This window comes from Psychrobacter alimentarius, assembly GCF_001606025.1.
GTDB lineage: Bacteria > Pseudomonadota > Gammaproteobacteria > Pseudomonadales > Moraxellaceae > Psychrobacter > Psychrobacter alimentarius.
This window is the reverse complement of record NZ_CP014945.1, coordinates 36,128-56,397: the sequence shown is the minus strand read 5'-3', so window position 1 is coordinate 56,397 and position 20,270 is coordinate 36,128. Positions and strand designations below refer to the sequence as shown.

19 protein-coding genes are annotated in these 20,270 nt (G+C 45.6%); 11 read left to right on the top strand and 8 right to left on the bottom strand.

The window, feature by feature from the left end; translation table 11 throughout:
- Positions 1–108: 108 nt before the first annotated feature.
- Together def and A3K91_RS00230 are read left to right on the top strand one after the other, a co-directional pair.
- Positions 109–663, top strand: a complete 555-nt coding sequence (gene def, locus A3K91_RS00235) for a peptide deformylase (RefSeq protein WP_062843488.1) — start codon at positions 109–111, stop codon at positions 661–663.
- Between the two features lie 151 nt (positions 664–814).
- On the top strand, positions 815–1,990 hold the full coding sequence (locus tag A3K91_RS00230; protein ID WP_062845776.1) for a type III PLP-dependent enzyme: 1,176 nt from the start codon (positions 815–817) through the stop codon (positions 1,988–1,990).
- An 87-nt stretch (positions 1,991–2,077) separates the two neighbouring features.
- On the opposite strand, the gene A3K91_RS00225 is transcribed toward A3K91_RS00230, so the two are convergent.
- From A3K91_RS00225 to dnaJ, 3 genes are all read right to left on the bottom strand, one after another.
- On the bottom strand, positions 2,078–2,992 hold the full coding sequence (locus tag A3K91_RS00225; protein ID WP_062843487.1) for a hypothetical protein: 915 nt from the start codon (positions 2,990–2,992) through the stop codon (positions 2,078–2,080).
- Between the two features lie 44 nt (positions 2,993–3,036).
- Complete coding sequence (gene dapB / locus A3K91_RS00220; RefSeq protein ID WP_062843486.1) at positions 3,037–3,867, bottom strand: 4-hydroxy-tetrahydrodipicolinate reductase; 831 nt, start codon at positions 3,865–3,867, stop codon at positions 3,037–3,039.
- Positions 3,868–4,052: 185 nt separating this feature from the next.
- The gene (dnaJ, locus tag A3K91_RS00215) at positions 4,053–5,186 is read right to left on the bottom strand and encodes a molecular chaperone DnaJ (RefSeq protein ID WP_062843485.1); all 1,134 of its coding nucleotides are present in this window, start codon (positions 5,184–5,186) and stop codon (positions 4,053–4,055) included.
- A 425-nt stretch (positions 5,187–5,611) separates the two neighbouring features.
- Here dnaJ and A3K91_RS00210 point away from each other — a divergent pair, with 425 nt between their 5' ends.
- Entirely contained in the window at positions 5,612–6,262 is a 651-nt protein-coding gene (locus A3K91_RS00210) for a DUF2939 domain-containing protein (RefSeq protein ID WP_062843484.1), read from the top strand.
- Between the two features lie 148 nt (positions 6,263–6,410).
- Here the strand turns inward: A3K91_RS00210 and A3K91_RS00205 are convergent, their stop codons facing one another.
- Together A3K91_RS00205 and A3K91_RS00200 are read right to left on the bottom strand one after the other, a co-directional pair.
- Positions 6,411–7,475: a disulfide isomerase DsbC N-terminal domain-containing protein gene (locus tag A3K91_RS00205; RefSeq protein ID WP_062843483.1), complete on the bottom strand. Its 1,065-nt coding sequence runs from the start codon at positions 7,473–7,475 to the stop codon at positions 6,411–6,413.
- A 349-nt stretch (positions 7,476–7,824) separates the two neighbouring features.
- Entirely contained in the window at positions 7,825–8,529 is a 705-nt protein-coding gene (locus tag A3K91_RS00200) for a pseudouridine synthase (RefSeq protein ID WP_062845775.1), read from the bottom strand.
- A 196-nt stretch (positions 8,530–8,725) separates the two neighbouring features.
- On the opposite strand from A3K91_RS00200, the gene A3K91_RS00195 reads away from it, so the two are divergent.
- The 5 genes from A3K91_RS00195 (at position 8,726) to A3K91_RS00175 (ending at position 12,907) form a co-directional block, all read left to right on the top strand.
- A complete protein-coding gene (locus tag A3K91_RS00195; protein ID WP_062843482.1) occupies positions 8,726–9,322 on the top strand; it encodes a YigZ family protein in 597 nt (198 codons plus the stop codon).
- A 224-nt stretch (positions 9,323–9,546) separates the two neighbouring features.
- Positions 9,547–10,632 (top strand): YheT family hydrolase, encoded by a 1,086-nt coding sequence (locus A3K91_RS00190; RefSeq protein ID WP_062843481.1) that lies wholly within the window; start codon positions 9,547–9,549, stop codon positions 10,630–10,632.
- 74 nt (positions 10,633–10,706) lie between these two features.
- On the top strand, positions 10,707–11,249 hold the full coding sequence (locus A3K91_RS00185) for an acyl-CoA thioesterase (RefSeq protein WP_062843480.1): 543 nt from the start codon (positions 10,707–10,709) through the stop codon (positions 11,247–11,249).
- An 18-nt stretch (positions 11,250–11,267) separates the two neighbouring features.
- Entirely contained in the window at positions 11,268–11,645 is a 378-nt protein-coding gene (locus tag A3K91_RS00180) for a VOC family protein (RefSeq protein ID WP_062843479.1), read from the top strand.
- Between the two features lie 215 nt (positions 11,646–11,860).
- A complete protein-coding gene (locus A3K91_RS00175; protein ID WP_062843478.1) occupies positions 11,861–12,907 on the top strand; it encodes an NAD(P)H-dependent flavin oxidoreductase in 1,047 nt (348 codons plus the stop codon).
- 1 nt (position 12,908) lies between these two features.
- Here the strand turns inward: A3K91_RS00175 and A3K91_RS00170 are convergent, their stop codons facing one another.
- Entirely contained in the window at positions 12,909–13,862 is a 954-nt protein-coding gene (locus tag A3K91_RS00170; protein WP_062843477.1) for an alpha/beta fold hydrolase, read from the bottom strand.
- 511 nt (positions 13,863–14,373) lie between these two features.
- On the opposite strand from A3K91_RS00170, the gene A3K91_RS00165 reads away from it, so the two are divergent.
- Complete coding sequence (locus tag A3K91_RS00165) at positions 14,374–15,939, top strand: MATE family efflux transporter (protein WP_062843476.1); 1,566 nt, start codon at positions 14,374–14,376, stop codon at positions 15,937–15,939.
- Positions 15,940–16,182: 243 nt separating this feature from the next.
- Here A3K91_RS00165 and A3K91_RS00160 read toward each other — a convergent pair whose 3' ends face one another.
- On the bottom strand, positions 16,183–16,944 hold the full coding sequence (locus A3K91_RS00160; RefSeq protein WP_084387207.1) for an aspartate/glutamate racemase family protein: 762 nt from the start codon (positions 16,942–16,944) through the stop codon (positions 16,183–16,185).
- Between the two features lie 221 nt (positions 16,945–17,165).
- Between A3K91_RS00160 and A3K91_RS00155 the strand changes: the two genes are divergently transcribed.
- Both A3K91_RS00155 and A3K91_RS00150 read left to right on the top strand, forming a co-directional pair.
- Entirely contained in the window at positions 17,166–18,677 is a 1,512-nt protein-coding gene (locus A3K91_RS00155; protein WP_062843475.1) for a right-handed parallel beta-helix repeat-containing protein, read from the top strand.
- A gap of 52 nt (positions 18,678–18,729) precedes the next feature.
- The gene (locus A3K91_RS00150) at positions 18,730–18,984 is read left to right on the top strand and encodes a DUF2798 domain-containing protein (protein WP_062843474.1); all 255 of its coding nucleotides are present in this window, start codon (positions 18,730–18,732) and stop codon (positions 18,982–18,984) included.
- 251 nt (positions 18,985–19,235) lie between these two features.
- On the opposite strand, the gene oppF is transcribed toward A3K91_RS00150, so the two are convergent.
- Positions 19,236–20,267, bottom strand: a complete 1,032-nt coding sequence (gene oppF, locus A3K91_RS00145) for a murein tripeptide/oligopeptide ABC transporter ATP binding protein OppF (protein WP_269465570.1) — start codon at positions 20,265–20,267, stop codon at positions 19,236–19,238.
- Positions 20,268–20,270 lie beyond the last annotated feature (3 nt).

The window sequence follows — 20,270 nt, the reverse complement described above, 5'->3', positions numbered from 1 at the left end:
ATATACGCGCGCAAGTATTAATAAGCAAAGTATTGATAAGCATTACTTTTGTCCCCATTTATCTTATAATACCAACCCTATTTTATCCTTATCATTGAGGTGAGCGTTATGGCATTACTCCCTATTTTAAATTACCCAGACCCGCGCTTGCGCACCATTGCAAAGCCTGTCAAGGAAGTGACTGCTGAAATCAAAACCTTAATCGCTGATATGATTGAGACCATGTATGATGCACAAGGCATTGGTCTGGCTGCAAGTCAAGTTGATCAACATATTCAACTGATCGTCATGGATTTGTCTGAAGATAAAAACAGCCCTCGGGTTTTTATCAATCCAAAGGTAACCCCATTGGTAGAAGACAAACAAGCTTACGAAGAAGGTTGTTTGTCTGTACCTGACGTCTATGACAAGGTTGAACGTCCTAATAAAGTGCGTATCGAAGCTTTGGACGAAAATGGTGAAAAAATCGATGAAGAAGTTGACGGGTTACTCGCCGTCTGTATCCAACACGAAATGGATCATCTAAACGGTGTCATCTTCGTTGATTATTTATCGCGTTTAAAACAAACGCGTGCTCGTGATAAGGTACGTAAAGTCATCAAAATTCGCGAAAAACAAGGCGAGCAATCCGCTGATAAGCAGCCACAACCGACCAACTCTTGATGTATTTATTTTTTAGGCCAAATGTTGCATGAGTACCATTCTCGTCGCTTTATGACACATTATGATAATAATGTGACGTTACACTAGCGATGTGGCCTAGGCCTTCATTTTTTAACGTATGTTTTTTCATTAAAGGTTTCCTACCATGACCATGATCAAAATTGACCAATATTTTGACCCTGCCGGCTGGCAGAAATTCACCAAAGCAGCTGAAGGTCGCGAGACGCCTCTTTTGGTAGTGGATCTAAGCCGCATCAAAACGAAATTTCATGAAATGGTGGGATTTTTCCCGAATGCCAAAATCCATTATGCAATGAAAGCAAGCCCTGCTGTCGAAGTCATTGACTTACTCGCCAAGCTTGGTTCAAATTTTGATTGTGCGTCTATCTATGAGTTAGATCGAGTACTTGATTGCGGCGTGGACGCGTCACGTATCTCTTATGGTAATACCATTAAAAAAGCAGAACATGTTAAATATGCGTTTGAAAAAGGCATCGACTTGTATGCGACCGACTCAGAAGCGGATTTAAAAAACATCGCTAAGTACGCACCTGGTTCAAAAATATTTGTGCGTATCTTGGTGCAAGGGTCAGAAACCGCTGAATGGCCATTGTCTCGTAAATTTGGTTGCCATCCTGATATGGCGATTGAGCTTTTGATTCAAGCTCGCGAATTGGGTTTGGTGCCTTACGGTATCTCGTTCCATGTGGGCAGTCAGCAAAAAGATGTCGCTGCATGGGATGATGCGCTTGCCAAGGTCAAATACATGTTTGACTGGATGAAAAATGAAGAAGGCATCAAGTTGCAAATGATTAACTTGGGTGGCGGTTTTCCAGCGAATTACATCAGTGAAGTAAATCCTATTAAAGTTTATGCTGAAGAAATCAATCGTTATTTGACCGATGACTATGATGCGGAAGATATGCCTGAAATCATTCTTGAGCCAGGACGTTCATTGGTTGGTGGTTCGGGCGTACTAGTCAGTGATGTGGTATTGATTTCTCGTAAATCAAATACAGATTTGACGCGTTGGGTATACACCGATGTAGGCTTGTTCCAAGGTTTGATTGAGACGCTTGGCGAATCTATCAAATATCCTGTCTATACGCCAAAGATGGAAACCTCGACCAGTGAAGGTACGGTCGTATTGGCAGGCCCGACTTGTGATTCGACCGATATCATGTATGAAGAGGCAGGCTATCAGCTCCCAGAAGAGCTTGAGATTGGTGATAAAATCTTTTGGTTGACCACAGGTGCGTATACCAACTCGTATTCATCGGTTGAGTTTAATGGGTTTCCGCCATTAGAAGTAGTCTATGTTGATTAGTAATCGCTGAGAAATCATTGAGTAAAAAGCGCGGCACTGTAAATCACAGTGCCGCGCTTTTTTGTGGGTTGTTACTGCCATTATCCACTACTGCACCAATAGCGAAATCGGTACGCTATTATAACTATTGGTCGCTCCGTAGCCCCTACCTCCTGCTTGTTGGTTTTGGCTATTTTGAACGATTTGACCGATCGTTACCCATTGTCCACGTGGCACGATGAAAGTGCTATTGAGGCTTTGACCTTGAATGCTGTTACTGCTCATGCCGTATCGATTGTAAGATGAATTAGATCGCGCCAGTCGCTCTTCAACTTGTGATAGCTTTACTTCGACTTGACCACTCGGTAGTAGCCGCGGTGTCACGCTAATGCCTTGGGTCGTTGGTAGCAATACCTGCTGCTGAATAACGATTTGCCCTAGCGAACGAGAATACACTGACGCCGTAGGATAGTAGCTTTGAGCCAATGACCACAACGTGCTTGTCCCAATACTTGCCGCACTGCCAGATAAGGTTTGAACTTGATACAAACTACTGCCTTGCCGCTGGTTATTACTCTGATTGATAATTCCTGTGCCTTGGATACCTCGGCTCGTAATCACGACCTGACCTTGCTGATTATCATATTGAGTACGGCTGTCATTGCCGACACGTACAGAAACCGTCAAGGCTTGCGGCTGACTGTCGATTTGTGCCAATAACTGCTGTACCGCTTGATAATTGGCGGGCGTCGTTTGTAGTACCAATTTGCCTTGATAAGTAGCCACCGTACCGCCGTCACGGCTCGTGCTTAACTGCTGACGCACTGCTGGCAGTAAAGCATCACCGCCATAAGTTGGGATAACGTAGGTTTGAGAGTGGCTTTGATTGGTCGCCGTATGCCCTACGATAGGCATCACCGCTACACTAAGAACAAACGCAGTTTGGCAAACATAACCAGCATTTTTCATAGCAACAAACGTATAGCTAAGCCTCGCCAATAAATTGACTCTCGACTTATCCATGTTTCACTCCTAGCGATGATTAAACCCTGATAATTAAGTAGTAACTACTCGTTTAACCCCAGCACATCTTGCATGTTGTATTGCCCAACTTCTTGCTGAATTACCCAAGTCGCCGCGCGTACTGCACCAGCCGCAAACGTCATGCGCGCCCGTGCTCTATGCGTAATTTCAACCACTTCGCCATCAGCGATGAACATCACCGTATGGTCACCGATGATTTCGCCACCGCGAATGGCATGAATACCAATCGTACCGGCTTCGCGCTCGCCCGTTTGGCCTTCACGTCCATAGACAGCAACGTCTTTGAGGTTCTGGCCACGAGCATCTGCGACGGCTTCTGCCATCATATAAGCTGTGCCAGATGGCGCATCGATTTTGTGCTTGTGATGGGCTTCGATCACTTCTACATCGGCCTCTGTTCCAAACGCTTTGGCAGCCATTTCTAATAGTTTTAAGGACAGATTGACGCCTGTGGAATAGTTGCCTGCGTAGACGATAGCGATCTTTTCACTGGCCTTTGCCAATACTTGCTCTTGCGGCTCGTTAAATCCTGTCGTACCAATAACCATAGCCACGTTGTGCTCAGCACAAACTTGCATATTTTTTTCAGTGGCATCAGGCAGGCTAAAATCAATCAGCACATCGATATCGTCAACCACGGCTTGCAAGTCATCGACAATCTGCACATTCAAGTGTCCAATAGCGGCGACTTCACCTGCATCTGCCCCAACAAGGCTTGAGCCTTGACGCTCAATCGCCGCATTGAGGGTGGTTTGTGGATTGTCATTGACCGCTTCAATGAGCATGCGACCCATACGTCCGCCTGCACCAATGACACCAACTTTGATGGCTTGTTCTTTTGTTTGTTGACTCATATCTCTACCTTAAATACTTTATATTTGGCGGGGTTATTTTTGGATATCATTTATCGTCAGTTTAACAAATATCGCTACCTGAGTGGTTTTTTATCGACACAAGAAAAAGCCCAAAGGTTTCATGTGAAACCTTTGGGCTTACTTTCAGTATAGCTACCTAAAGACAGCCTGTCTTAGTTAAATAATCAGTCAAACAAGTCGCCGATTTTTTTGAAGAATGATTTTTTATGAGGCGATTGCTGATGCTTACTATCGCCATCCAAAGTATCTTGGAACTGACGTAGCAGGTCTTTTTGTTCACGGGTTAGGTTGACTGGAGTCTCAATAACGACGCGGCAGATCAAATCGCCTTTCATGGTGGTACGCACTGGCGTCACGCCTTTACCGCGTACTCGTAGCAACTTGCCACTTTGCGTGCCTTCTGCAACTTTGATTTTTACTTTGCCATCTAAAGTTGGGATCTCAACTTCTTTACCTAGTGCGGCATCAGTGATGCTCACGGGCACATCCATATAAAGGTCCGCCCCTTGACGCGTAAAGACGTTGTGCGCTTTGACGCGCACTTCGACATACAAGTCACCATTTTGCACGCCTGCGCCGCCCGCTTCCCCTTCACCTGCTAGGCGAACGCGATCACCATCATCGACGCCCGCTGGGATAGAGACTTCGAGCGTACGCGACTTATCTTTGACGCCATTACCATGACAGTCAGGGCAAGGGTTTTTGATTTGCTTACCAGTGCCGCCACATTGTGGGCAAGCTTGCTGAACCGCAAAGAAACCTTGCTGCATACGTACCTGGCCTTGACCATGACACATCTGACAGGTCACGACATCAGAGGCATCTTTTGCGCCTTTACCGTCACAGGTATCACATGGTGCAGGGGCGGTAAAGCTGATTTCTTTTTTGCAGCCGCGTACCGCTTCTTCTAATGTCAGCTCGATCACATAACGCAAGTCTGAGCCACGGCGCGAACGTCCACCACCACCACGCGACTGACCGAAGATATCCCCAAAGTTACCGAAGATATCGCCAAAGATATCTTGGAAGTTGCCGCCGCCTGCACCGCCAAAGCCACCACCGCCCATGCCATTTTCGAATGCAGAGTGACCCATACGGTCATACGCTGAACGCTTTTCTTCATCGCTCAGTACTTCATAAGCCATAGACGCTTCTTTAAATTTATCTTCAGAATCAGGATCATCAGAGTTGCGGTCTGGATGGTATTTCATCGCCAGCTTGCGGTAGGCTCGCTTAATCTCTTTACTGTCAGCCGTCTTACTGACACCTAATACTTCATAAAAATCGCGCTTACTCATGGGCTCTCCTATCGTCTTTACAGTCCACCGGCCAGTCGATTCATAGATTTTACGCTTCCCTACTTTATCTGTGACCCTCCATCGTCTTCAAAGGTTTCACATGAAACATAGGGGATAAAAAAGTCAAAAATAAGAAGGATATGAATCTTACAAGCAAATACGGCAGGATGCTGCTTAGCCAAATCAGTTATTAAAAGTTTGCGCTATTTATGGAGATGGTATTGCTATTTATCAAGCGCTTAGATAGGGAAAGTGCGCGCTAAAATCATTTAGGTCAGTTAAAAAGGTTCTATTAAGGAACGGATAAAGGTTTTCATACCTTAATTTGTATGGGCCATGCTAGTATTTAGCATTATTCAAACGGTTTGATTGAATCTCTTGTTTATATTTGACTCTATTAATTTTGCGATAAGGTATCCATTTTTATGAAGAAGCTGATTGTGTTATTAATCGTGATTGCGATAGCTGTATATGCAGGCTCGCCTTATTACAGTGCTTATCAGCTCAAAAATGCTTATGAAGATAAAGATGGCGCTACCATTGCCGCCGCCATCGATTACGACCAAGTAAAGCCTAGTATTCAAAATCAGCTGACCACGCAATTTACTACGACCATGGGCAAATATCCTTTGGTCGCAGAGTTGGGCGGTGAGCCTTTAACACAAGCGGCAAATCGTTTTATTACCGAAGCCGTCGATGGTGCCATTACGCCACAAAACGTTGAAAAGATCATTGATACTCAAGGTCAAGCCAATACCGCCACTAAAGAGCTGGCTGCTGCTTGGGCCATCGCGAGTAATCAAGTGGATTTAAAGAACCTGATTCAAAATTTGATCCTCCAGCGCGGTGATGTTAATGCCGTTGTGCAAAGCCAGATGCAGCAAATCATGAAAAAACAAGCGGCAGAGCTTGAGCAGCAGGCCGCTCAAGGTACAGACAGTGATAAGCCAACCTTGAGCTATTGCGGTATCAATTGCTTCAATATCAGTGGTCAGGTTAAGGGCTACCCGCTCACTATAGAGATGCAGCGCCAAGGACTTATTCAATGGAAGATCGTCGATATTGTCTTGCCATAGACAAGTTGAGACCGCTTTTGATATTCAACATATTGATAAGTTAAACGATGAAAACCGCTTTATGACTTAATTCATAAAGCGGTTTTTTATTATGTTATTCAAGATAGTGATGAATAAGGATCTTGAGAGGCGCTAATATTATTTATTATTATTCGATACCTAAAAATTCTAAAAACTCAGGACTCTCAAAACTTGCTTGATACAGCACACCGTCTTCACGATAAATCGCAGGTGTCGCCATCACCGCCAGTCCAGCAGCTTTGTCGCGATTCGGCGTAATGGGATCGACGTCACAACTGGCAGAAGCGAGTGTCATCTCACCTTGCAACATAGCTTTATCAAACGCCTGTCGACGACTGTTTGCATCAGTTTGGCACCAGATACCTCGCATTTGCGCGGGTGACTGCTCATATATCGGATAGCCAATCACGTTGACTGTCACGCCTTTTGCATTGAGCATGGGTATTTGCTGATGAAATCGGCGGCAATATGGGCAGTTGACGTCGTCAGCCACATATATCACGGCTTTCTCGGTACTGGTGGCGGGATAGCGAATCAGCTGTTTGTCATCCAAAGTCGCTAATACCGACTGATTTTTGCGTTGTTCAAATGCGGTGTCCAGACCCACGAACTGACCGTTTTCGATGACAGATATCTCGCCATCAGTGATATATTGCGCATCATCTGAGAGTAAAAAAGGCACGCCTTCCAAAGTCGCACCCCAAATCACGCCTGGTACAGCGGTGTAAAAAAACGGTGTTTTGTGGCTCATATTTTTGAGCGCGCTCATGTTGGCAAGCATTGCCGATTTGACGGCTGCACTGACTGGCTGACCTATTTGCTCTTTATGACTGCGCGGCAACGTTTTGGTCACTACCCGCTTGCTTGGGTTCTTTTGTAGCTCACCTTGAATGATGTATTTGCCATCTTTGGTAATATGTAGCGGTGCTTGTCCTGCAAGAGTCACCTGATACATATTGGGCAAGTTTGAGGGCGCAATAGAGGTTATCTGCGTCTTGATACCTGCTTGCGTGAGCACTTGGCGCAAATGGCTGTCGATAGACTGGCTTATCGAGCCAGCTGCTTGGCTACTTACTGCAGGTTGGCTGATGTTTTTACTCGTGGCATCATTGGCGCTTGGCTGAGCACAGGCAGTGGTCGCCACGATAAAAGTACCAATAAACGTAGTGGATGTTAATAAAGAGAGTTTCACGAAGACCGTCCTATCTGTTTTTAACAATAAGTATGCTTTACTGATAATGACATCACTGCTTAGAAAATAAAAAGTAGATAAGCCTTATATTATGCAAAAACATATATTGAAAAGAAAAATAGACTGTAGCACGAGGAGGATTTTTGCAAAGGCTTAAAAACGTATTATTGCAAAATTGCTACCCAGCTTTAAGAGGCAGGCAACACAAGCAGATCGCAAAAATAACGAAGGAGAGTCACAAGTAGAAATAGCTGACAGCAAAAAGCAGCACACGGTGTCGTGGCTGCTAATAAATTCAAAACAATGATTTAAATAGTAGTATGAATGCGCATACTAAAGAAGTCAGAGACTAAAATTTGGCCACTTCTTCTGCGGTTAAGAAACGACTGTCACCTTTGTCTAGACCATCTAAGTTGATATGACCAATGCTGGCGCGATGCAGCTCGACGACCTTATTGCCAAAGTAACCCATCATACGTTTGACTTGATGATATTTGCCTTGCTCTAGCGTCAGGCGCGCATGTGTCTCATCGATGAATTCAAGAATCGCAGGCTTGGTGGGTTCGTGATCGCCTTCTAACAAAATCCCTTCGGCAACCTTTTTGACCGCTTTTTCTTGGGCATCACTGTCCATCGCATCTGCTAAAGTTAGCTCGTAGACTTTGGCATGCTCATGCTTCGGACTGGTCACACGGTGTAGCCAGCCGCCATCATCACTGATGAGCAGCGCGCCTGTGGTGTCAACATCGAGTCGACCAGCGATACGCAAGCTGCCCAGCTCTGGCACAGCAATCAGCTCGGTAACGATTGGGTATTCTTTGGCTTTTAAGGTACATTCAAATCCTTCAGGCTTATGCAATAAAATATAACGGTTACCAGTCGCAACTGATAACGGCTCGCCTGCCCACATCACATCATCATTGGCGATATCGACATGTAGACCAGGGTCTTTGACGATTTGATCGTTCACTGTGATTTCGCCTGCGTGCATAATCTTTTTTGACTCTTTGCGCGACAGCTCAGTGGCCTTACTAATAAATTTATCTAGACGCATACGCTTAACTACCATCCGTTTTGGGATACCCATTCTGCCTCAAAGCCAACCTCACAAGCCTGCACATCATTCTTGTTCGCTATCTTAACTGGTCAGAAGTGGTACTATAATAAAAAATAAAATGAACACTGCGCCAAATACGGCAGACAGTGAAAGTTAGACCAGTTTACCATATCCAACCTAAGCCTGATGAAATATGAGCTATCAAACCCTAAAACGTGCTGTCACCGCACGCTTAGAAATCAAAAAATCTGAGTTTATCGCTAACGCCTATCCTGTCACTTCACGGGAAGAAGCTATGTTTCATGTGGAACAATTACGTCAGCAATACGCCGATGCCCGTCATCACTGCTGGGCTTATATCATTGGTGACCCTGATAATACAACCAGCGCGGGTTTCGACGATGATGGGGAGCCAAATGGCACCGCAGGCAAACCGATATTGAATGTCTTGCAGCATAAATCGATTGGCAACGTCATTATCATTGTGGTGCGTTACTTCGGTGGTATCAAGCTGGGTGCAGGTGGTCTGACGCGCGCTTATGCAGGATCGGCACAAGCGGCTGTGGACATGATGACCCTGCTTGAGCATGTGCCAATGATTCAAGTGCAGATACTGGCAGAGTTTGCGACCGAAGCGCAGTGCCGCTATGTGGTCGACAGTCTTAACGGTCGTATCGATGATGTGGCTTATAGCAAACAAGTGCTATTGACTGCGACGCTGGCTGAGGCGGATATAGACTCGCTAAAAGAGCGCCTTGCCATGGATGGGCGGGTGTTAGATCCGTCGTAAATTCCTTAGCCAATGACCTGTTGATTAACCACGGTGTGAGTAACTGGCTTTAACTGATTGACCTTGAGTGACTGATGTTAAGTAATAAGTGACCAGTCTTGATTAACTGCTTTTGAGTAACCAGTCTTTAGTAACCAAGCGTTCACTGAAAAGCGTTGGTTTTGATACTGGCGGGCGCTATGATAACGCATTGCTTTTTAACCCAATAAAATAAGAAACTCTCTATGTCACAGTCAATACCAACCACACCTTTTTCACCAGCGCCTTTCAAACCGCCGTTTTGGCTCACCAATCCACATTTGCAAAGCATTTTGCCCAAGTTTTTTGCGCCCAAAACACCAACTTATCGCCGTGTGGTCGAAAAGGATTCTTTGAATGAAAGCGATATTGCCTACGATTTTTATGATGCGCATCCTGTAGAGGCAGCGGCAGATAATGAGCTTGAGCAAACGCCATTGATCGTTTTGTTTCATGGGATGGAAGGCAGCAGCGACAGCCACTATGCGCGAGCATTGGCTTATCAGATGCATGCTCAAGGCTGGCATTTTGTCGTGGCACACTTTCGCAGCTGTGGCGGTATTCCTGCTAGTGGTACGGTTTTTTATAACGCTGGTGACACGGACGAAGTACATCATGCGCTACAAAACTTACGTCAGCAGTATGCCAATATCTATGCCGTTGGCGTCTCGCTAGGGGGCAATGCGCTGGCCAAATACATGGGCGAATATGCGGATAAGGCGCTGTGTCGTGGTGCGGTGGTGATCTCTGCGCCAGTCGATATGTCCTCAGCGGCGCTTAGTATGCACAGCTTTTTGAGTCATCGCATTTATACGCCCTATTTGCTCAACCCAATCATCAAAAAAGCTTTAGCCAATGACATCACTCAAGATGAGATCGACTCGATCAAATCGGTCAACCGTATCAGCGACTTTGATGATATCTTTACCGCGCCGCGTCACGGCTACCGATCTAACAATCACTACTATCAAGCCTCATCAGCCCTTCCCTATTTGATAAAAGTGACCAAGCCTTTATTACTTATTAGTGCCAAGGACGATCCGTTTATCGGTTTTACCGCCACGCCAAATGATGTCTCTGACAGTGTCACCATTCTCGATACGGCTCATGGTGGACACATTGGGTATTTGCGTTATCTCTCTCACAACGAACAAGCCGAAGATAAAAATTATGATCAAGCATCGACTGTTTATAACAAAAAAGGCAAAAAATCAAAATTTGATATCAATTGGATACCCGAAACTGTGAGTGCGTACTTTAATTGGATTGGCGTCGAATCACGTAAAAAATAGGTCTAAGTAGCCCTGACCATACACTCTGATGTGACGACTATTAACTCTATTCTTTAACCCTTTGAGACTGCTTTATGTATCCATTTATCCGTTATGCCAGCACCATCGCCCACGCGGCTCTACAAGCAAAAAAGGGCAATACGTTAACGCTCAAAGAAACCAGCGAGATTCAGTTTCGCTGTCGTCTGACCGACATCGATAATTTCTTGGAGATGAATAATGGTCGCGTGTTCACGCTGTATGATTTGGGGCGTATGGACTTTGCAGTGCGTAGCGGACTTGGTAAGCAGCTACTAAAACAGCGATGGGGTTTGGTCATCGCTGGCAGCACCATCCAATATCGCAAGCGTATTCGTGCCTTTGAAAAGGTCACGCTAAAAACCAAAATCGTTGGCATTGATGCGCGCTGGATGTATATCGAGCAGTCGATGTGGGTTAAGGGTAAGCCTTGCTCGTCTGGGTTGCTGCGTACGGGCATGACCAAAGGCGGTAGAGTCATTGATACATCAAAAGTGCTTGCGGCGTTGGGTCAGTCTGATTGGGAGCTACCGCCAACAGGCTACGTCGCCGAATGGATTGAGAGTGATGCGGATCGTCCGTGGCCACCGCAGGACTAGGATTGAGTAAGGATACTTATGAAATTTCGCTATGCACGGCACACCAATAATTTGGATAGTCTTATTAGTTTTTATCAGAATATTATTGGACTAGAAAAGCTGGGCGGCTTCAAAGACCATAATGGTTATGATGGTGTGTTTTTAGGATTGCCCAATCAAGATTGGCATCTGGAGTTTACCTATTCCAATAACAAAGCAGACCATCATCCTGACAGGGACGACTTGATCGTATTTTACTTAGATAGCGAAGAGGAAGTCCAAACCATTATAGATAGAGCGAAACAGGCAGATATACTACCGATCACCTCACAAAATCCGTATTGGCATGAAAATGGTATCGAGCTGACTGACCCTGATGGGTTCGGCGTCATACTAACGGTAAATTCATCTAATTAAAAAATGAGAGTCTATCTAGCATTCAACGATGGCTAATATAAGTTATATGAGCCAATCGAGGTTAACTATAGAGTTGTAGCCAACTATTTTAACTACAACTTCATAGTCAAAACCCACCACCCTATTCAGCAACTAAATAAACACTATCCAACACACGCACCGCCTACCTCTGCTACAGTAAGCCATGCAAATATCCTAATAAAAAGGAGCCATTCATGAGCTTACTCAAAACGCTTAACCTCACCTACCCGATTATTCAAGCCCCAATGGCAGGCGGTGCCACCACGCCTGAATTGATCGCCTGCGTCAGTAACTTTGGAGGGCTAGGTTCATTGGGGGCTGGCATGACCGCGCCAGACGTTTTAAACAGTCAAATCAATACGATTAAAGCCCTGACCGACCGTCCTTTTATAGTCAATCTGATGGTGTTATCTGAGCAGGAGTCGAGCACCTTTGATACCGATATGCCTGCTTGGCTGAGTAATTATTACCAAGCGCAGAATATAGAATTTACGCTACCCGAACGTCCAGCTCAGAGCTTTGCCGAGCAGTTACAAGTGCTCTATGGCAACCCTGTGCCTGTCGCCAGTTTTACCTTTGGTATTATCAGCGCCCAGCAAGTTCAGCGTTTGCAAAGTGTCGGCACACGCGTCATCGGTACAGCCAATCATCCATTAGAAGCTAAAGCATGGAGCGATATTGGTGCAGATGCAGTCTGCGCGCAAGGAGCAGAGGCAGGCGGTCATCGCGGTGGTTGGTTGCCACAAAGCGAAACCGATCCATTGGGATTATTGACATTGATTAGCCAAATACGCGCCCTCACCGACATTCCATTAATTGCCGCAGGTGGCATTATGACTGCCCAAGATATCAAGGCAGTACAAGCAGCAGGCGCTGAGCTTGCACAAATGGGCACGGCGTTTTTGACGACAGATCAGTGCGGTATCAATGACACCTATAAACAGGCTCTACTTGATGCCAGTCAAGGAGTACGCAGTAGCGAGACACGCTTAACGCGACTGTTTTCAGGCAAGCTTGCTCGTGGTTTACTAAACGATTATCTGCGTGATTTTGCTCAATTTGAGAGTACAGATGCGCTACCGCCCTACCCGCAACTCAATGCCATGAGCAAGTTTATGCGGGCGGATGCGACCAAGCATTTGGACGCCGAGCATCTGTCGCTATGGGCAGGACAAGGCGTCACGTTGGTCAGAAATGAAAGTACAGACGCCTTACTAACGCGGTTAATAAAAGACTTGTGAGTTACTTGTCCATAAGCGTTGCACGAAAGTCTTTATAATCACTGGCCGTCTTTTTTACCGCTTCGACCATCGGTACATGCCCAACCTCAGGCATCATCATCACCTGTGCTTGTGGCATGATTTGTTTCATTATGAGGGCGGTTTCAGGCTTAATGATTTTATCCTCAGCACCCCAAACGATGAGCGTGGGTATATTGTGCTGCACGATCACTTTGGCACGTGCTTCCACATTATCTGCTGTGATTTGTTCAAGGATGTTGCCGTGTAGTTCGCGGTTGGCAATATTGGTCTGAGCAAAGACCGCTTGCACGGTTTTGGGAATGTAAGGCGGCTTGTACATGACCAAATCATATAAGGCAAAATAATCCTCTTTGGTTTCGATCAATAGCGGGCTGCTTGTTATATCGCCATCGCCAAATCGATCTTGAGCGAATCCTGCTGACCAAAAACCTGCGCTGTCGAGTAGCCACAAGCTTTTGACGCTATCGGGATACATGGCCGCGTAAGCAACACTGATAGCACCGCCCATTGAGTTACCACCGACATGGATATTGGACGCCATGCCCTTGGCTTGCAGCAGCTCATGTAAACGCTGCGCCTGAGCATCGGCGCGATAGTCAGCTTGCGGCGGTTTGCTGGATTCACCAAAGCCTAGCAAGTCTGGCAGGATCAGATGATAATCGCTCAGCTCCTTGGCGATACGGGTAAAGTTGTCTTTGTTTGCCCCAAACCCATGGATGAGCAGTAAAGGCTCGCCGTTAATATTGCCACCTTCTAGATAGGTCAAAGTATCGCCAGAGGCCAGCGTCACTACCTTTTTTTCAAGGTTGGCTTTATTGCGCTCAAACTGTATCAACTTTTGGGTCGCATTGACGGCAAGCGTATTAGGCGCGGTGTTACAGCCGACGACTGACAGACTAAATAGTGCGACAAGGCTTAAACGTTTTAGTGTCATCGAAACATCCTTGTTAGAAATATAGTCAATCCACTATAAAAGCGTTACAGCGTTAACCTCGCTTGAAGTATGACCTATACCTCTGTACTCGGTTACCTTGTACCACTCTTAAATTGCATCAACTATAGTATAAAAAGTATTTACGCTATGATTCTAACGATAAATGCTTCTTCGTATTTATAAATCTATTACTTTGTAGTCAAATCAGCGTCATGCTTTTTAGGATTTTTATAACCATCAGGATTTTATAATAAGTAGAAACCGGACTGGCCTCCTAATCGTATATAAGACACAACATCAAAAGGAAAGTAACAAAGTTAGTAACACATTCAGTACTGGAGCTTATGTCAGCACTTGACTTGTTTACCGTTCTAATCAAGATGACATAGGCATTGTCATTTATAATAAGCGTTTTTATTCCATCAATCCTAAGTCTGTTATCTAACACCTTTCTTAGGACGCATTCTTATAACAAACCGAAGCCCAATTGAACGGTGCAAAAGGAAAGACATTGAGCGACACCAGCATTGCCACTGACAAACGGCGTGACCTCACTGAAGGGTCAATTGCCAAAACGATGCTCCTATTTGCCTTGCCAACACTTGGATCATCAGCGCTACAGTCGTTAAACGGCTCAATCAATGCTGTCTGGGTGGGGCGGTTTTTAGGGGAAGAGGCGCTCGCCGCGACAGCGAACGGCAACATTTTGATGTTTATACTCATCTCCTTTGTTTTTGGTTTTGGTATGGCGTCTACTATTTTGATTGGTCAAGCCATGGGCCGCCGTGACGAGACTATGGTCAAAAGAACCATGGGAACGGCGCTCGGTAGTATTATTCCGATCAGTATAGTGGTGTCGGCAGTAGGGTGGCTATTTGCGCCAATGCTACTGGATTTGCTTGGCACGCCAGCCAGTGCGGTAGATCTTGCTCTGACCTATCTACGCATGATTTTCGTTGCAATGCCTGTCACACTCACGTTTACGCTGATCATGATGGCACTGCGTGGGACAGGCGACTCTACGACGCCGCTTTGGTTTATCATTATCTCGGTGGTTTTTGATGTAATTTTGACACCAACATTGATTTTGGGTCTAGGCCCCTTTCCCGAGTGGGGTATATTTGGCGCAGCTTTCGCAACTGCCACCGCAAACACACTAGCACTTATTGGTATGGTGATCACCATGTACCTGCGTGGCTCTGTGCTGACACTTAAGATGCCAGAACTGTGCTTTTTACGCGCAGACCGAGAAATCCTAAAGTCAATGTTTTCAAAAGGGTTGCCGATGGGTCTGCAAATGATCGTTATCTCTTCGGCAGCGTTGACCATGCTGTCACTGATCAACCGCGAAGGGGTACAGACGACCGCCGCTTATAGTGCTACCCAGCAACTTTGGACATACGTGCAGATGCCAGCGATGGCGCTCAGTGCCGCCGCCAGTGCGATGGTTGCACAAAATATCGGTGCTAATAAATGGAGTAGAGTCTCAGACATCACGCGATGGGGACTTATTTTTAACGTGATATTGACCGGTGCAATTATCGCGGTGCTGACGATTTTTGATGGCACTATTTTGGGCTTTTTCCTTGGTAGTGATAGCGAAGCGTTGCCAATTGGAGAACACATTCAGTTAATGGCAACATGGGGTTTCGTCTTTTTTGGGATAGCGCAAGTGCTGTTTGGCACCATGCGAGCGAACGGCTATGTGATTTGGCCATTGGTCGTTATGGCGATTTCGATGTACCCCGTGCGCCTTGGATTTGCGTTCGGGCTTTACCCACTCCTTGGGGACGACGCACTGTGGCTGTCGTTCCCAGCAGGCATGGTAGCCACCGCGCTGATGGGGGCAGGACTATATGTACATGGCGGATGGCGCAAGGGTAAAAAACTGGTCGCAGAAGAGGCTGCTCAAGGCAGTGAAGGCTATCGCGTGCATGGTGGCACCTCTGCGTCGTGCCGAGATATCGCACCAACGACTGTGTGGAAGCTGCTCCCGTTACGCCGTATCACAAGGCTACATCGACGACTTCGCAGACGACTTTATAGACACCGCATGATAAAGAGTAATAAAGGCTAATAGCGTGGTTTATATATAGTTAAGATGCTTTAAAAGTGTTATAGCGCTACTGGAAGAAATGTTACTTGCGTGCGGTGTCTATACCAGAGCCTATAACGACAGAGGCTGTGCAAAATTTCTTCCAGTAGCGTATTTAAATTGATGTATCATTTTCAGCTGACTATATATACGTTTAGCTTGATGACTCTTTTTCATTGGTATAAGGAGTAAGCTGTCTATAATCTCGACTTATTGCTGCATATACTAAAGCCCTATATCAGACAATAAAAAATCTACCGCAGCAGCGGCATGTATTGCAGTGGTATCAAACACAGGGATTGGGCTGTCTGCTTGAGTGATGAGTAGACCAATCTCAGTACAGCCTAATATCACACCTTCTGCTCCTTGCGCCGCTAAAGCTTCAACCACTTGACGATAATATGCCCGTGAGCTGTCTTTGAACTCACCGACGCACAGCTCTTTTTTTATAATACGGTGTACTTCGGCACGTTCGTCCTCGGCAGGTATCACCACTTCTAGCCCTGCATCAATCAAACGCTGCTTATAAAAATCTTGGGTCATCGTAAACTGCGTGCCGAGTAACGCTATTTTAGTGAGATTTTGTGCTTTGATGGCATCGATAGTGGCGTCTGCAATATGGATCAATGGTAGGTCTGTGGCTGATTGTACATCGTCGAATAATTTGTGCATGGTGTTAGAAGCGATCATGATTCCTTGCGCGCCCGCCGCTTGCAAGCGTTTACTGCTACTCACCATAAGCGAACCCAGTGCTTCCCACTCTCCCGTTTCTTGCAACGTATTGATAGGGCCAAAATCGACACTGTGTATGAGCAAATCTGCTGAATGCAATCCACCCAGCTTGGCTTTGACACCTTCATTAATCAGGCGATAGTAGCTTTCGGTACTCTCCCAGCTCATGCCACCGATGATGCCAAGTGTTCTTTGAGTACTGTATTGAGGCGTGGTTTGCTGAGAGGATGGGTGTTGCTGATTCTGGTTAGGCATTTTTCTTCCTTATTAAGAGGTGTCCTCAATTCAATCAGTGGTCATCTAAGCGGACTAGAGACAAACGCGTAAGCGTAAAAAGTCATTCAATCGTAGCAAAAATCGTTATATGATATAAATCATTTTTAAGACAATTTTTATAACCGCTATAGCAAAGATCCCTTCAGACTTATCTACTTTTTTGTTCATCGATAGCTTATATCCTACTATTAGGAAGTACTATGAAGACTCGTCAGTCAACGCTGTATTCAAAGATTCGTTCATCCATGCTATTGCCTATTGGATTACTTGCATCCGTAGTGATTGTATTGCCTGCTTGCGGTGGTGGCGACTCAGATACAGACTCAAACGCTTCCACTCCTCCTACTACTTCTGAACCAGCCACGCCCGCAATACCAAATATCCCGACACCGCCTGAAACAGTACCACCGACATCTAATAGCCAAGCATTTTATGATCGCAGCTCAGCCCTTGATGATGTAACGCTCGATGACAGTACGCGTAAACATATCTACGTGGCGACAACGGGTAGCGATACGGCAACAGGTAGTGCTAACTCACCAGTACTGACCATACAAAGAGCGGCGGATCTCGCCACCGCTGGAACGACAGTACACATTGCCGCCGGTACTTATAAAGGGCCTGTCTATATTGAAAACTCTGGCACACTGTCACAGCCTATTATTTTTGAGGCGATGCCAGCTGCAAAAGTAGTCATCACAGGCACGCCAAGTACTGACGATGAGCATCTGTTCCATATAGAAGAACAAGCTTATGTGATCATTCGTGGCTTAGAGTTTACTAACTTTTGGACAACTAGCGATCAGGTTACGCCCACTGCGATCTATGTGACAGGTAGTAGCCATAATATCCTCATCGAAAACAACTATATTCATAATCTAGGCACGCGCGTTAAAAATGAGTATGGCAATGCGCATGGCATTGCGGTGTACGGTACTCAGCCTATTAGGGATATTCAGGTCAATAATAATCGAGTCGAAAACCTCACCTTAGGTCGTAGTGAAGCGATCGTACTCAATGGGGATGTGACTAACTTTGAAGTGAACCATAACCAAGTCAATAACAACGATAACATTGGTATCGACATCATTGGTTTTGAAGGAACAGCAGAGACCGCTAACGACTATGCCAGACGAGGCGATATCATTGGCAATACGGTCACGCGCAATAGCATCGTTGGCAATCCTGGCTACAAAGGTGATAATCCTTCAGCGGGTGGTATTTATGTCGATGGAGGCAGGCAAGTATTTATTCAAAACAATACCGTGACTGGCAATGATATTGGTATCGAAGTCGCCAGTGAACACTTCCAAAAATTGACAGAAGAGGTCTGGGTAGAGGGCAATACGGTCACCGATAGCAGCTATGCTGGTCTCGCAGTCGGTGGCTATGATGAGCAACGTGGCGGCGTCAGACAAATCACCCTTGTTAATAATACCGTCACCAACAATGATCTTGGTAAGCAACAAGGTGGTCAGCTACTCCTGCAATTTAATATTCAAAAATTAAGTATTAAGGATAATACATTTACCAGCTCACCCTCACGCTATATTATCGTTGCCAATCAGCTTGATCGCGGCGAAGTCAGCTTTGACAATAACCGTTACCTCCCTCAACCCAGCAATTTATCCTTACTATGGGTACTCGGCAACAAAACGTTTAGCAGTAGTACCGCTTTTGAAAACTGTGCGGTGTTGCTACAATGCAAATAGCGTGCGAATGTTTGACATGTCCTAACTTTTTATCACCAAAATAAGTAAAACTATGAGTAAAATACCCACCATCAGAATCCGTACACGGCGCAAATACTACCGTCTAATCTTTACCGGACTTATGGCACTGATGATGTCACTCATTATCTCAGCTGCTTTGATCCTGATTAAAGTCGGCTGGACCGAGGGGTTTTTTGATACGCTGTTCCATTCGTGGGGATTGGCCTTTATCGTAGCGTGGCCGAGTGCATATGTTTGTGCCTATATGATTCAAGAACATGTGCTGAGTCGCATTGAGTTTTATTAAAGAGCGGGCTAATATCACGTGCTATTGACATAAATTTTGCTTGCTGTACCTTCGCAGACAGCGGCTGCGCAAAATTCATGTCAATCTCGCTATGGTTACTTTATCGTGGTTTATGGCATTTTGAATATTCGACATGCCCTAAATATATCAACACTCACGCCTATAAAAATACCAAAGATGATGTTATTCACCTTTGGTATTGTTTTATAAAGTAACTTAACACAGTCGTCTATTATTAAAGGGCTGCTAACTTACGATATCACCTCGACTTTATTTTTTAGACAAGCCACTCGGTGGTTTATATTCCCTTCCAGCACCGGTTTAATTTGAGCACACTCCTCATCCGCTAGTGGACAGCGCGTCCGAAACGCGCAGCCTGAGGGCGGATTAATCGGACTTGGCAAATCGCCTTCCAATAACTGAATGGTTTTATTGCGCTCAGCAATAGGATCAGGTAGCGGTACCGCCGACATCAATGCTTGGGTATAAGGATGGGTCGGATTACCATACACCGCTTTATTTACTCCAAGCTCGACGGCGTTGCCCAAATACATGACCAGCACTCGATCAGCAATATGCTTAATCACCGACAAATCATGGGCAATAAAGATAAGCGCAAGTCCCATCTCTTCTTGGATGTCTTGCAATAAATTGATGACCTGCGCTTGAATAGAAACATCAAGCGCCGAGACTGGCTCATCACAGATGATAATTCTGGGCTTTAAGATTAAAGCGCGGGCAATGCCAATGCGCTGACACTGTCCACCTGAGAACTCATGCGGATATCGGTTGATCTGATTGGGCAGTAGTCCCACCTTTTTCATAATCTCACGTACTTCGCTTTGTACGTCACCTTTTTTCATTTTGGGATAATAAGTACGTAGCGGTTCGGCAATGATATCGCCCACTGTCATGCGCGGATTCAATGAGGCGAGCGGATCTTGAAAAATCATTTGAATGTCTTTGCGCTTCATTCTCATGGTTTTTTTGGACGCGCCGACGAGCTCTTCTTCATTGAACAAGATGCTACCAGAGTTGGCTTCGATCAAACCCACGATAGTACGAGCAAGGGTCGATTTGCCGCAGCCTGACTCGCCTACCACGCCCAAGGTTTCACCAGCAAATATCTCAAACGAGACACCATTGACGGCTTTTAACGTCGCAGGCTTTTGCCAAAAGTAAGTGCCTTTTTGTTTGATATTAAACGTGGTATGGACATCCCGTACTTTGAGTAACGGTGTTTTAGGCTGGCTTGCGCTGCTATTAGTAATCTGTGTCATCATCGT